The sequence below is a fragment of the Sporosarcina sp. NPDC096371 genome (assembly GCF_044762865.1).
In the GTDB taxonomy this organism is placed as follows: Bacteria; Bacillota; Bacilli; order Bacillales_A; family Planococcaceae; genus Sporosarcina.
In genome coordinates this window covers 416,782-430,155 of record NZ_JBIWFE010000001.1, presented here as the reverse complement: position 1 = coordinate 430,155, position 13,374 = coordinate 416,782, and the positions used below count along the sequence as shown (strand labels likewise).

Below are 13,374 nucleotides of genomic sequence, written 5' to 3'. Positions count from 1 at the left end.
GCAAAGTGGTGCAAGGCTATCCAATTTCTTTTTATTGATTTAATTGCTGGAGCAATTTACGCTGATGATCAGTTAACGGTGCATCCTCAAGCAAGTCTTTTCTCCGTTCAAACGTCCGAAGAAGCGATTGTTCTTCACGCCATTGTTCGATTTTAGCATGATTGCCAGACAATAATATCTCCGGCACTTCCAAGCCGTTAAAAGAGGCCGGTCGTGTGTATTGCGGATGTTCGAGTAATCCCGTTGAAAACGAATCGAGGACAGGCGAATCTGCATTGCCCAGTACATTCGGCAACAAACGAACAACACTATCAATGACAGCCATCGACGCAATCTCTCCACCTGTTAGCACGAAGTCACCAATCGATAATTCATCCGTCACTAGATGCTGACGTATCCTCTCGTCGTAGCCCTCATAATGACCGCAAATGAAGATGACATGTTCTTCAGCAGAAAGTTCTTCAGCTTTCTTCTGTGTAAACCGTTCACCTTGTGGACACATCAGAATGACACGTGGTTTCTTTTCAAGCCCCTCCGACAATGCTTCTACAGCCGCGAAGAGCGGTTCTGGTTTGAGTACCATACCTGCACCACCGCCATACGGGTAATCATCTACCTTGTGATGCTTGTCCGTAGAATAGTCACGGAAATCAGTGACCTCGAAAGTCACCGCGTCATTTGCTTGTGCTTTCTTCATAATGGATGAATGAAGCACCCCTTCAAACATTTCCGGAAACAATGATAATACATCGATTTTCATCATGACAGAAGGCCTTCCATTGGGTCGATGACAATTCTCTTTGTGTCAATATCGATTTCTTTAACGATATCTTCAATATAAGGAATGTAATGAGGCTTTCCTTTTTCTGGCGTTACTGTCCAGACATCATTAGCACCCGTTTCAAGAATATCTGTCACCTTACCGATATCGACACCTTCGGTTGTAACAACTGTGCAACCAATGATTTCATGGTAGTAAAATTCATTTTCATCTAGTTCACCAAGTTCAGTTTCCGCGATTTTGAAAACGCCATTGCGATACTTTTCAACATCGTTGACATTAAAGTGATTTTCAAACGTCAATAAATCGAAGTTCTTATGTTGACGATGGCTCGCCACTACTAAATAAATTGGTGTTTTGCTATCTGGCATGAAAAGGGACAGCTTGTTGCCTACCGTATAACGTTCTTCCGGGAAATGCGTACGTGAGATCACGCGAACTTCTCCGCGGATACCATGTGTATTGACGATTGTTCCTACGTTAAACCATTGCATATTTACACCATCCTTTATTTTTAATGAGCATAAGCGCAGGGCGCCTGGAAGTGAACAAAGCCTAATTTCGCCACGTCGTGTGGCAACGGCTATGCGACCTACATCCTGTAGGCCGGTGATAGGTATAAGACGGATAAAGGAAGGTAGTCTAAGGTCGCCGCGTCCTGCAGCGACCTGTAGGCCTACGAGGCGCTAGTGCCTCAAAGCCAAAACGGCTTATGACCCAAGCGTCCGGCGCAAGAAGCCTAGACGTGAACTAGCTCAATATCAACTTACCCTCAGTTCGGGATTTTATTATTCCCTAATCATAGACAAAAGGGAAGGAACATAAGCTCCCTCCCTTTCAATCTATAATATCAATATACACTTTTTTACCGTGGTGACTGCCTGCTGCCGAATAAACAATTGTGCGTATCGCTTTCGCTACACGCCCCTGCTTTCCGATTACTTTCCCCATATCATCAGGATTTACGGATAGTTTGTAGATGACACGATTATCGTGCTCATCCATTGCAACCCGGACATCCCCGGGATAATCGACTAACGGTTGAACGATTGTTTCAATCAGCTGCTTCATGGACACCCCTCCTGATTATTTACCGTGTTTAGCGTTATGGAATTTCTCCATGATACCTTGGTCAGAAAACAGGTTACGGACTGTATCAGAAGGTTTAGCACCATCCTGAAGCCATTTAAGTGCTAGTTCTTCGTTGATTTTTACTTCCGCTGGTTTTGTAAGTGGGTTGTAAGTACCAACTGTTTCGATTTGACGACCATCACGTGGTGAACGTGAATCTGCTACAACAATACGATAGAAAGGAGTTTTCTTTGCTCCCATACGTTTAAGACGAATTTTTACTGACATTTTTTCTTGCACCTCCGAATAGTTTCACACAAGATAGTATATTATCAAGCTTTTTGATGTTTGTAAAGTGTTTTTTCTTAACACCTTGAATTTCTTTTAGAAAACGTGGTTTTTATCTAAAAAACGAATCAAATCCAGGCATTTTATTTTTCTTTTTGCCTTTTTGTTGCATGTTAGACATTTGCTTAACCATTTTTTTCATATCCTCAAATTGCTTCAGTAGTCGGTTGACTTCCTGAATGGACGTCCCTGACCCTTTAGCAATTCGCTTACGGCGATTTGAGTTGATGATTTCAGGTGTAGTGCGCTCCGCCGTTGTCATCGATCGGATGACTGCTTCGACGCGCCCCATCTGTCCTTCGTCAACTTTGGCATTTTCGAGCCCTTTGATTTTATTGGCACCCGGCATCATCTTCAATAATTCATCGAGCGGCCCCATTTTTTTCACTTGCTGGAGCTGATCAAGGAAGTCATCGAGCGTAAATGATTGCGTTCGGAACTTTTGTTCAAGTTCTTTTGCCTTTTCTTCATCAACATTTTCTTGCGCTTTCTCGATCAGCGACATCACATCGCCCATCCCAAGAATTCTGGATGCCATGCGCTCCGGATGGAACGGTTCAAGCGCATCCATTTTCTCGCCCATCCCAACAAACTTAATAGGCTTTTCAGTGACCGAACGTATCGATAGTGCGGCACCGCCTCGAGTATCTCCATCCAGTTTAGTTAGGACAACGCCCGTGATACCAACGGTTTCATTGAAACTCTGCGCGACGTTTACTGCATCTTGTCCTGTCATTGCATCTACGACAAGGAACACTTCTTCCGGCTTACTGAGGTCCCGGATATCCTGAAGTTCCTGCATAAGCACCTCATCAACGTGAAGTCGCCCTGCGGTGTCAATAATGACAACGTCGTTATGTTCTCTTTCCGCCTCCGCTAGTGCCTGACGAACAATCTCAACAGGAGATACGTCAGTTCCAAGCGCAAAGACTGGCACCGTTAACTGTTTCCCAAGTGTTTCCAATTGTTGTATTGCTGCTGGTCTATAAACGTCCGCCGCTACAAGAAGTGGATTTTTGTTGTGCCGTTTACGAAGAACGGTTGCCAATTTCCCAGTTGTTGTCGTTTTCCCTGCACCTTGTAACCCGACCATCATAATGACTGTCGGAGATTTTCGGGCAAACTGAATAGGATTCTGTTCGCCGCCCATCAAGTTCGTTAGTTCATCTTTAACGATTTTGACAACCTGTTGACCAGGTGTCAAACTTTTCATAACGTCTTGACCGACAGCTCGTTCACTTACTGTTTTAACAAATGTTTTAACAACTTTTAAATTGACGTCGGCTTCAATGAGTGCGAAGCGCACTTCACGCATCATTTCCTTGACATCTGTTTCGCTGATTTTACCTTTGCCCGTTATTTTCTGTAGCGTCCCTTGTAGGCGCTGGGCTAAACCTTCAAATGCCATGCACAGAGCCTCCTCTACTCATGATCTTTTAGTTCAATCAACAGTTCTTTTATCGTTGTCGATTGTTCATCCGTATCGGATATGAGCTGTTCCAAACGATCTACAATTTCCAACCGCTTTTGAAACTTCGAAAACAAGTTTAACTTCATTTCATAGTCTTCGAGCATCGCTTCAGTCCTACGCACATTATCATAGACAGCTTGTCGTGATACGCCGTATTCTCCTGCAATCTCGCCGAGCGAAAGATCTTCCAAGTAATATAATTGCATATAAAGTCTCTGTTTATCCGTCAATAATGACTGATAAAAATCAAAGAGGAAGTTAATGCGTGTCGTTTTTGCAAGCACGATAGTCTTGCCTCCTCCGCTTGTTTCTTCCTATGTCATCATAGTATGACAGTTGTATACTGTCAAGCTAAATTACTTGTCTTCATCATTCTGCTCTTCTAATTCTAAACCATCAGCAAAAAGGCCGTAGACGTACTTTTCTGGATCAAACGGCTGTAGATCGTCTACACCCTCACCAAGGCCAACAAATTTTACAGGGATATTCAATTTATTACGAATGGCTAGAACGATACCGCCTTTCGCCGTGCCGTCCAGTTTCGTCAAGACGATACCTGTAACGTTTGTCGCTTCTTTGAATGTTTGTGCTTGGACCAATGCATTCTGTCCTGTCGTCGCATCAAGAGCCAGTAACACTTCATGCGGGGCGCCCGGCACTTCCTTACTGATGACCCGATGCACTTTTTCAAGCTCATTCATCAAGTTTACTTTGTTTTGAAGCCTTCCTGCCGTATCACAAATCAAGACATCAACGCTGCGGTTTTTCGCTGCGCGAATGGCGTCGTACATCACTGCAGCCGGATCAGAACCTTCCGATTGCCGAATCACCTCGACACCTGCACGCTCGCCCCAAACAACGAGCTGATCGATAGCGCCTGCCCGGAACGTATCGCCAGCTGCCAGCATAACCGTTTTACCTTCTGCCATCAGCCGTGCCGCCAACTTCCCAATCGTTGTTGTTTTACCGACACCATTCACTCCAACCATTAACACGACAGATAGTTCGTTTTCCTGAATATTAAGGCTGCTGTCAATTTTTTCTCCAGCTTCGTAAATTTCGACAAGTTTTTCCGAAATAACCGATTGAATACCTGCCGTATCCTTAATATTTTTCCGTTGCACTTCAAGCTTCAGTTGATCAATCAGTTCCATAACCGTTTCAAAACCAACATCCGCTTGCAACAGCAATTCTTCTAGCTCCTCAAAGAACTCCTCGTCTACTACACGAAAACGAGCAACCAGGTCATTCACTTTTGAGGTAAACGTATCGCGCGTCTTCGCCAATCCGTCTTTAAACTTCTCTGTTACCGCTTCGTTTGTACCCGTGATTTTCTCTTTTAATTTCTTGAAAAATGACATGATAATCCGCTCCTTATCGATTAAGCTCCAGCGCAAATGCAACTTAATTTTGAATTGCACTTGCGCAACGGAGGATTGCAATTAAAAGAAGTTACATCATTGCTTCTTCCGGCACCTCAGACAGTTTAACCGAAATAAGTCTGGATACGCCTGATTCTTGCATTGTGATTCCATAAAGTACGTCAGCCCCTTCCATCGTCCCTTTACGATGTGTAATGACGATGAACTGCGTTTTCTCCGAAGATTTCTTCAGATATTTACTGTAACGGATGACATTGGCTTCATCGAGTGCTGCTTCCACTTCATCCAGAATACAAAATGGCACTGGCCGAACTTCGATAATGGAGAACAGCAAAGCAATCGCAGTCAATGCTCGTTCGCCACCTGACAACAGACTCAAGTTTTGCAGCTTCTTACCAGGTGGACGTGCAACGATTTCTACACCTGTTTCTAGTAGATTATTGGGTTGCGTGAGGACTAAATCTGCATCGCCTCCCCCAAACATCTCCTTGAACACTTGCCTAAAACGACTTTGAACGGCGTTGAATGTTGTTGAGAAGCGCATCGTCATTTCGAGATCCATCTCGGACATCGCTTCATGTAACGTATTTTTGGCCTCAATCAAGTCGTTACGTTGCTCATCCAAGAACGTATGCCGCTCAGATACTTCTGTAAACTCTTCAATAGCACCGGGATTGACAGGACCTAGGGCCGCCAGTCGCCGTTTCAAATCCTCGACCGTTTCCCTTGTACCCTGTTCATCAAAATCAGTTGCAATGACCTCATCTGGATACAGACCATAGTCACTTAACAGACGTTGTGTAACCGCCTCATATTTCACTTCCAGGCGCGAGATTTCTACAGATAGGCCGTTCAATACAGATACAGCTTCTCCCGACTGTTCTCTGAGCTGTCGAAGGTGTAGAGCTTTTTCCTCTAGTTGACTGGAGAGTACCGAACGAGTTTCTCTCCCCGTCACAATGGCCGTTTCAACCGTAACCTTATCGGAAGATGCCTTTTCAATATGCTCAACAATTTCTTCAGCCGTCAGCTCGCGGCCTTCTTCATCACCTGCAAAATATTGTATTTGTTCTTCTAACGACACAATCTTATGCTCAACTTGACTAGAAGTACGTTCCAGTTCATCAATAGATAATTGCTGATGTGTTTTCTGTTCACGTAAAATAGCCGCCTGTTCCCGAAATTCATTATAACGACTTGTCAAGGTTGCTTCTTCGTTCCTCCAATTGGAGGCGAGACGTTCTAGCGTGGTCACTTCTGACTGAATCATGTCCAAGTTATTTTTTACTCGCGCATGATTTTCTAGCAACATCGATTTTCTATCTAATAATTCGGAGCCGGTATGTTCAGCACCACGTCTCCCTAAATCAGTCGATGCAAGATCGGCTTCAACTGATTTAATAGCAATTTCTGTCTCACGTACACTTGACTCTGCTGTCGCGATGTCGATTTGTAGGCCATCCGTTATTTTCCGTAGTTGATCGGCTTCATGTAACTTTTTCGCAACAGCCATTTTCGTATCACCAATGGTCGTTGTGGCAGAATTGATTGACTCGGCCATCTGTGCAAGTTGCTTCTGCAGCGTTTCGAGCTCGGCTTTTCGTGTGAAAACGGATGCTTGTCCTTTGACACCGCCCCCCGTAAGTGAACCGCCAGCGTTGACAATATCTCCATCAATCGTTACGACACGGAAACGATAACCAAGTGCTTTCGCGATAGCAGATGCGCCTGCAAGCGTTTTGGCAACAATCGTATTGCCCAGTAAGTTTTCAGTAATGATTGCATAGGCGGCATCAGTCTGCACCAGACGGTCCGCAGTACCTAGGAATTCCGGGTGTTGTTCCACAGCATGCAAAGATGACGGTTGGATTTTCCGAGATTTCATGACATCTCTCGGTAAGAACGTCGCTCGACCAGCATTCTTCGCCTTTAAATAAGCAATCGCTTTTCTCGCTTCCAGCTCAGTCGCTGTTACGATATGTTGCATAGCGCCACCAAGTGCTGTTTCTACCGCCTTAATATAGCCTTTGTCGACGGAAATGAGTTCCGCCACCGCCCCATCAATACCCGCTAATTTACCGGCTTTTTTTGCCACAAGAATTTCTTTTACACCGGAATAAAAACCAGAAAAATCCGCTTCCATACTTTCAAGCGCATGTACTCTACCACGCATCTCATGTTGCTTATTAAGCGCTTTTTGCACGAGTTCTTGCTGTACCTGAAGGTCATCCTCTGCTTTCCGTAAGGCTGAAGTCATTTCACGATAAGACGAGTCAGCCTGCGTTAATTGCTGTTTCAACACAGCTAACGCAGCCACTTTGACCGATTTTTCTTTCTTTAGTTCTTGAAATCTCTCTTTCAAAATGGAAGTCTGTTGTGAAATTTTTTCAGATGAAGTTCTTTCCCCTTCAAGACGCTCCTCGATATGCTTCAAATCATTGCGGATAGTTGCTTCCTCGTTTAAACGATCGATATAGGTTGATTTTAGCTCTTCAATTTCCTGTTCCGTCTCTGTGACAGAGCGCTTTAAAATTTGGGAAATGCCATCCATTTCAACAGACACTTGTTGATAAGCCGTTTCTGATGCAATTAATTTCCCACGAGCTGCCGAAAGTTTTACCGCAAGCGCCAACTTGTCCTTAGCAGCTTCAGCAAGCTCTTGTTGAATTCTTTCAAGCTGTTGGTCAGTATTACGGCGTTTCTCTAGCGAGAGTAGACGCCTACCTTCCCACTTCTCCGTCTCCGCACTCGCTTCAACGAGTTTCTTCTGCAAGACATCCAGTTGATCATCGATTACCGCGAGCTGTTGGGTTAAACTTGCGGATTCTTCCTCCGCAATCTTCGTTTGAGTTTCAAGGCTACTAGAGTCCTTTTGGAACTTTTCAGCCTCTGTTGATTTACGAACGATGGCATTTCGAAGATTTTGTGCATCGTAGTTGAGTAAGAAAACGTCCGTCTCACGTATTTCTTCCGAAAGCACTTGATGTTGCTTGGCTGCTTCCGCACTTTTCTGTAACGGAGCCATCCTAGAATCAAGCTCTTTCAAAATATCGAGAATACGGTCCAAGTTATCTTCCGTCTCAAACAGCTTATGCTCCGCTTTCTTTTTTCTAGTTTTATACTTCAGTACGCCAGCCGCTTCATCAAAAATACTTCTTCTGTCTTCCGGACGGCTATTCAGAATCTCATCGACACGACCTTGTGAAATAATCGAAAAGGCTTCTTTTCCAAGACCCGAATCCATAAAGACATCATTGACATCTTTTAAGCGGCATTGTTGGCCGTTTAACAAATATGCACTATCCCCTGATCGGAACACGCGTCTACTGACACTGATTTCTGTGTAATCAAGAGGGAAAAGTCCTTTGCTATTATCAAGAATAAGCGTAACCTCTGCAAAATTTAGCGGTTTTCGAGTATCACTGCCCGCAAATATAACATCTTCCATCTTCGCACCACGAAGCGATTTGGCAGACTGTTCGCCAAGCACCCAACGGATGGCATCTGTAATATTACTTTTTCCACTACCATTCGGACCGACAACTGCTGTTACACCTGGAACAAAATCTACGCCAACCCGTTCAGCGAACGATTTAAATCCCATAATTTCAAGTCTTTTTAGAAACACAATCAGTTCTCTCCTTCAGCTTGTCGACTCTTCAGTTCTTGAATCGCATGACGAGCTGCTTCCTGTTCGGCTTCCTTTTTCGACTTCCCAAGACCTGTTCCAAGCTCAGTCTCTCCAAGACGAACGACCGTCACGAATTTTTTCGCGTGTGCGGGGCCTTTTTCTTCAATAATTTCATATTGCAATTGCCCATTATTCTTCTGCTGAACAATTTCCTGTAGACGACTTTTATAATCCATCACATGCGAAAAAGCACCGAGACTGATTTTTGGGAAAACAACTTTTTCAAGAAAAGGGACGACGGCTTCCATTCCTTGGTCTATGTACAGTGCACCAATGAATGCCTCAAATACGTCCGCTAGAAGTGCTGGGCGCATCCGTCCACCTGTTTGTTCCTCGCCTTTCCCTAGGAGGATATAATTCCCAAATTCGAGCTCGCTAGAAAACTTCACAAGGGAAGGTTCGCAAACAATTGCAGCCCTCAATTTCGTCAGTTCTCCTTCGCTCATGCCCGGTTCAGTTGAATAAAGGAACCGCGACACGCCCAGTTCGAGTACTGCATCTCCTAAAAACTCAAGTCTTTCATTATCAGTGAAATTTTTTCTTCGATGCTCATTCACATAAGATGAATGCGTGAAGGCATTGTACAGTAATGCATGATTTTTGAAGGGTATATCCAACCGATTTTGCAGCTCATCAAATTTATTGCGAATTGCAATCGGGAGTGTTGCCGTACTAGTTCTTCCATTATTTCGTCTAGTGTTCATAACCGATTCTGCCTTTCAGTCCATAATACATATAATTTTACCCTTTTCACGTGCTTTGTGCAAAAAAGATTTATGTTTAAATTCGCCAATACGTTTTTGTGTACACATTTCGAATTAAGCTTGCCCAATTAACTTTCTTAAAATCTATGACATTCGCCGAAGTCAACCCGAAAAGAGACGTTTTCATCCTTTCAATAACGAAAGGATGAAAACGCCTCAAGTGGAATGTCTATTAATTGATTTTTGATTCGATATACGAAACTGTATCTCCTACAGTCGTCACCTTTTCAGCATCATCATCAGAAATTTCCATTTCGAATTCATCTTCTAATTCCATAACAAGTTCTACGACGTCCAATGAATCAGCGCCTAGATCATCACGGAAAGAAGCTTCTAATTTAACTTCACTCTCGTCGACACCAAGGCGATCGACGATTACTTTCGTTACACGTTCAAGTACTGTTGACAAATTTGTCACCTCCCTTCAAGAGAAATGCGTAGGGCGCCGTCTAGCTCCGACAGGCATAAGACGGTTTGCGAGGATGGCGTTCTTCAGCCCCCACAGCAAAACGGCTTATGACCCGAGGAGCTGGCGCCCGGAGCTGAACACCATAAATGCAACTACCTTTATTACATTACCATTCCACCATCAACATGGATAGTCTGTCCTGTAATATAAGCTGCATCATCTGACAATAAAAACAGAACTGTTTTTGCTACATCTGCTGGACTTCCCAACTTACCGAGGGGAATAGTCGATAGCATCTGACCTTTCACATCTTCATTCAACGCATCTGTCATATCCGTTGTAATAAAGCCAGGTGCCACTGCATTGACGTTGATGTTACGTGAAGCAAGCTCTTTGGCAACCGTCTTCGTAAAGCCGATAACACCCGCTTTTGCCGCGACATAATTCGCTTGCCCCGCGTTGCCAGACACTCCGACGATCGATGCCACATTGACAATTTTACCAGCACGCTGTCTCATCATTTGGCGCGTGACACCTTTCGTACAAAGGAAGACACCTTTTAAATTAATGCTGATCACATCATCCCACTCGTCATCCTTCATCCGCATAAGCAAATTATCTCTTGTAATCCCCGCATTGTTTACGAGAATATCAATCGAACCAAATGTCTCTAACGTTTGATCAACCATAGCTTTTACGCTGTCAGCATTCGAAACGTCCGCTTGGATGGCGAATGCTTCACCGCCTGACTCCACAATAAGATTGACGACTTCATCAGCCTTGTCCTTACTACCACTATAATTAACTGCAACACGTGCGCCTTCCTTCGCAAGAAGTAACGCAATTTCACGACCAATTCCGCGTGACGCACCTGTGACGATTGCCGCTTTCCCTTCAAACTTCCCCATTATGACCACTCCTTCGACGCTTCGATGACAGTTTGTAATGTCTCTTCATCATAAACTGGTAGGATTGTCGCACTACGATCAATCTTTTTAACAAGTCCGCTCAGTACTTTACCCGGGCCACATTCGATGAAATGCGTGACGCCTAGTTCAAGCAATGTACGAACCGAATCTTCCCATAGAACTGGAGAATACAGTTGTTCAACAAGTAAATCTTTTATGTCATTGGAATGAGTGACTGCCGATGCATTGACATTGGCTATGACCGGAATACTTGCTTCTTGCATCGTCACATCATCCAATGCTGCTCGTAGCTTCTCTGCAGCTGGCTTCATGAGCGATGAATGGAACGGCCCACTAACATCGAGAGGAATAGCCCGTTTCGCACCCGCTTCTTTTAACTGGACACATGCCTTTTCGACGCCTGCTTTCGTACCCGAAATAACAATTTGTCCAGGACAGTTCAAATTAGCTGGTTGAACGGCAAAGCCTTCCGCCGTAATCGAATCCGTCACTGCTTTCAACTTATCACCATCAAGCCCCAAAATAGCCGCCATTGCTCCTTCGCCCGCTGGAACAGCTTCGTTCATATACAATCCACGCTTCCGAACAACGGACACGCCATCTGCAAATGATAGGACGCCTGAGGCAACTAATGCCGTGTACTCGCCAAGACTATGACCAGCAGTATAATCCGGCGTAATCCCCGCTTCAACTAATCTCGCCGAAATCATCGATCCAACCGTAAGTAGCGCAGGCTGCGCGTTATAAGTTAGCGTCAATTCATCTTGTGGTCCCTCCATAATGAGTTCGCTTAGTTGAAAATCAAGGACGCTATCTGCTTGTTCTAAAAAAAGGTTACTGTTGCCATCAGTTGCCGCCAATTCTTTCCCCATACCAACAGTTTGTGAGCCTTGTCCAGGGAAGATAAATGCCACTTTCGTCATTGACTGTCCGCCTTTCTTACCGTTTCGCGGATTGTTCCGCAAACATCGTATTGCGCCATCGTTCTTGCTTGCCGAATTGCATTCAAAATGGCATTGGCATTCGAAGATCCATGCGCTTTAATCACCGGGGAATTCAAGCCAAATAACCCCGCTCCACCGTATTCCGTGTAATCCATTTTTGTTTTCAATCCGCGCAATTCATCTTTCACAAGTCCCGCAGCTAATTTTGTTTTCAATGAAGTACCATACACTTCTTTCAGCATCGTGAAGAAAGCAAGCGCGGTCCCCTCAATCGTTTTCAAAACCATATTCCCCGTAAATCCATCTGTAACCACAACGTCTGCCACGCCGGTCAATAAATCACGTGATTCTACATTGCCGATAAAGTTAATCGGAGCTTCCGAAAGAACGGTAAATGCTGCCTTCGTCAGGTCATTACCTTTACCTTCTTCAGTTCCAATATTCAGTAAGCCCACACGAGGATTGTCGATGCCCCGTACTTTTTCAGCGTAAATGCTTCCCATCACCGCATATTGCCCAAGTTGTGAGGGTTTGGCATCTGCATTAGCACCAAGGTCTAGCATGACGAACCCTTGTCCATCAACCGTCGGGAGTGTCGGGGCAAGAGCAGGGCGCTCAATGCCGTCAATCCTACCTACGACGAACAAACCTGCCGCCATTAGCGCACCCGTGTTACCCGCTGATACGCACGCCGCCGCTTCGCCATCTTTAACTGCTTGCGCCATCCTAACCATAGATGCGTCTTTTTTTCGACGGATTGCACGAACCGGCTCATCGTCCGCTTCAATTTTTTCTGTACAATGAATAACTTTTAGGCGTTCATGTTGTTGTAGAAAAGGTGACATCGCCTGCTCATCACCAAAAATATGTATATAAATATCATCAAATGCAGCAAGACTTTCTAACGCCCCGGCAATAATTTCACCCGGCGCATGATCGCCGCCCATTCCATCTAGCGCAATAATCATATGGATTCCACTCGCTTCCTATCCGTCGTCCGGTACATATAAAACTCTCCCGTGAATACCGTTTCATCACCGACTGTCGAAACAACTTCAACGAGCGTCCTTTTTTCCAATAAACTTTCTTTTTTCACTTCAGCGCGCGCCACGACCCTGTCCCCTGCTTTGACAGGTTTCAAGAAATGGATAGTCGATTTCACAGTCAAAGCCAAATCATCATCCATCACAGCAACTGCCAGTGAATTCGCTTGGGCAAAAAGATGATGACCACGCGTGATGCCATTGCGTTGGAAAACATGATCTTTCGTAACATCAAAAATGGATAACGCTTTTTTATCAAGTTCAATGTCTATTATGTCCCCAATAACCTCATCGGAATGAAGTGACTTCACTTCTTCTTTCATCGTACGCGTTGCAACTGTTTTTAACCGTTCCCTTAGTTCGGGTATGCCACCTTCAAGTCGATCCAATCGAATCGTTTGCACACTTACGGTAAAATGTTCCGATAATTCCCCATCCGTCAAGAATGGGTTTTCTTCGAGCAACAATCCAAGCTGTCGTTGCCGTTCCTTTTTAGGCATTCTCAATCATTTCACCTTCCGGATTAGCACTTGGTACTAAT

The 13,374-nt window shown here is 44.5% G+C and carries 14 protein-coding genes; all 14 read right to left on the bottom strand.

Annotated elements, in window-relative coordinates; translation table 11 throughout:
* Positions 1 to 31 precede the first annotated feature (31 nt).
* Positions 32 to 760 carry a tRNA (guanosine(37)-N1)-methyltransferase TrmD gene (trmD, locus tag ACIQ0H_RS01965; RefSeq protein WP_403412318.1) on the bottom strand — a complete coding sequence of 243 codons (729 nt, stop codon included), beginning with the start codon at positions 758 to 760 and terminating at the stop codon, positions 32 to 34.
* Positions 760 to 1,275, bottom strand: coding sequence for a ribosome maturation factor RimM (rimM, locus tag ACIQ0H_RS01960; RefSeq protein ID WP_403410131.1), 516 nt, complete (start codon positions 1,273 to 1,275; stop codon positions 760 to 762). Before rimM ends, trmD begins: the two co-directional genes overlap by 1 nt.
* Before the next feature lie 343 nt (positions 1,276 to 1,618).
* Complete coding sequence (locus ACIQ0H_RS01955) at positions 1,619 to 1,852, bottom strand: KH domain-containing protein (protein WP_403410128.1); 234 nt, start codon at positions 1,850 to 1,852, stop codon at positions 1,619 to 1,621.
* 15 nt (positions 1,853 to 1,867) lie between these two features.
* A complete protein-coding gene (gene rpsP / locus ACIQ0H_RS01950) occupies positions 1,868 to 2,140 on the bottom strand; it encodes a 30S ribosomal protein S16 (protein ID WP_342509413.1) in 273 nt (90 codons plus the stop codon).
* 112 nt (positions 2,141 to 2,252) lie between these two features.
* Entirely contained in the window at positions 2,253 to 3,608 is a 1,356-nt protein-coding gene (gene ffh / locus ACIQ0H_RS01945) for a signal recognition particle protein (RefSeq protein ID WP_403410124.1), read from the bottom strand.
* A gap of 14 nt (positions 3,609 to 3,622) precedes the next feature.
* Positions 3,623 to 3,958, bottom strand: a complete 336-nt coding sequence (locus ACIQ0H_RS01940) for a putative DNA-binding protein (protein ID WP_403412315.1) — start codon at positions 3,956 to 3,958, stop codon at positions 3,623 to 3,625.
* Positions 3,959 to 4,027: 69 nt separating this feature from the next.
* Positions 4,028 to 5,032: a signal recognition particle-docking protein FtsY gene (gene ftsY / locus ACIQ0H_RS01935; RefSeq protein WP_403410121.1), complete on the bottom strand. Its 1,005-nt coding sequence runs from the start codon at positions 5,030 to 5,032 to the stop codon at positions 4,028 to 4,030.
* Positions 5,033 to 5,123: 91 nt separating this feature from the next.
* On the bottom strand, positions 5,124 to 8,681 hold the full coding sequence (gene smc / locus ACIQ0H_RS01930) for a chromosome segregation protein SMC (RefSeq protein ID WP_403410118.1): 3,558 nt from the start codon (positions 8,679 to 8,681) through the stop codon (positions 5,124 to 5,126).
* Between the two features lie 2 nt (positions 8,682 to 8,683).
* Entirely contained in the window at positions 8,684 to 9,448 is a 765-nt protein-coding gene (rnc, locus tag ACIQ0H_RS01925; RefSeq protein ID WP_403410115.1) for a ribonuclease III, read from the bottom strand.
* Between the two features lie 232 nt (positions 9,449 to 9,680).
* A complete protein-coding gene (locus tag ACIQ0H_RS01920) occupies positions 9,681 to 9,917 on the bottom strand; it encodes an acyl carrier protein (RefSeq protein WP_203246195.1) in 237 nt (78 codons plus the stop codon).
* Positions 9,918 to 10,078: 161 nt separating this feature from the next.
* Entirely contained in the window at positions 10,079 to 10,825 is a 747-nt protein-coding gene (gene fabG / locus ACIQ0H_RS01915; RefSeq protein ID WP_403410112.1) for a 3-oxoacyl-[acyl-carrier-protein] reductase, read from the bottom strand.
* Positions 10,825 to 11,769: an ACP S-malonyltransferase gene (gene fabD / locus ACIQ0H_RS01910; protein WP_403410109.1), complete on the bottom strand. Its 945-nt coding sequence runs from the start codon at positions 11,767 to 11,769 to the stop codon at positions 10,825 to 10,827. The genes fabG and fabD overlap by 1 nt, the downstream gene beginning before the upstream one ends.
* The gene (gene plsX, locus ACIQ0H_RS01905; protein WP_403410106.1) at positions 11,766 to 12,758 is read right to left on the bottom strand and encodes a phosphate acyltransferase PlsX; all 993 of its coding nucleotides are present in this window, start codon (positions 12,756 to 12,758) and stop codon (positions 11,766 to 11,768) included. Before plsX ends, fabD begins: the two co-directional genes overlap by 4 nt.
* On the bottom strand, positions 12,755 to 13,339 hold the full coding sequence (gene fapR, locus ACIQ0H_RS01900; RefSeq protein WP_403410103.1) for a transcription factor FapR: 585 nt from the start codon (positions 13,337 to 13,339) through the stop codon (positions 12,755 to 12,757). Before fapR ends, plsX begins: the two co-directional genes overlap by 4 nt.
* Between the last annotated feature and the right edge of the window lie 35 nt (positions 13,340 to 13,374).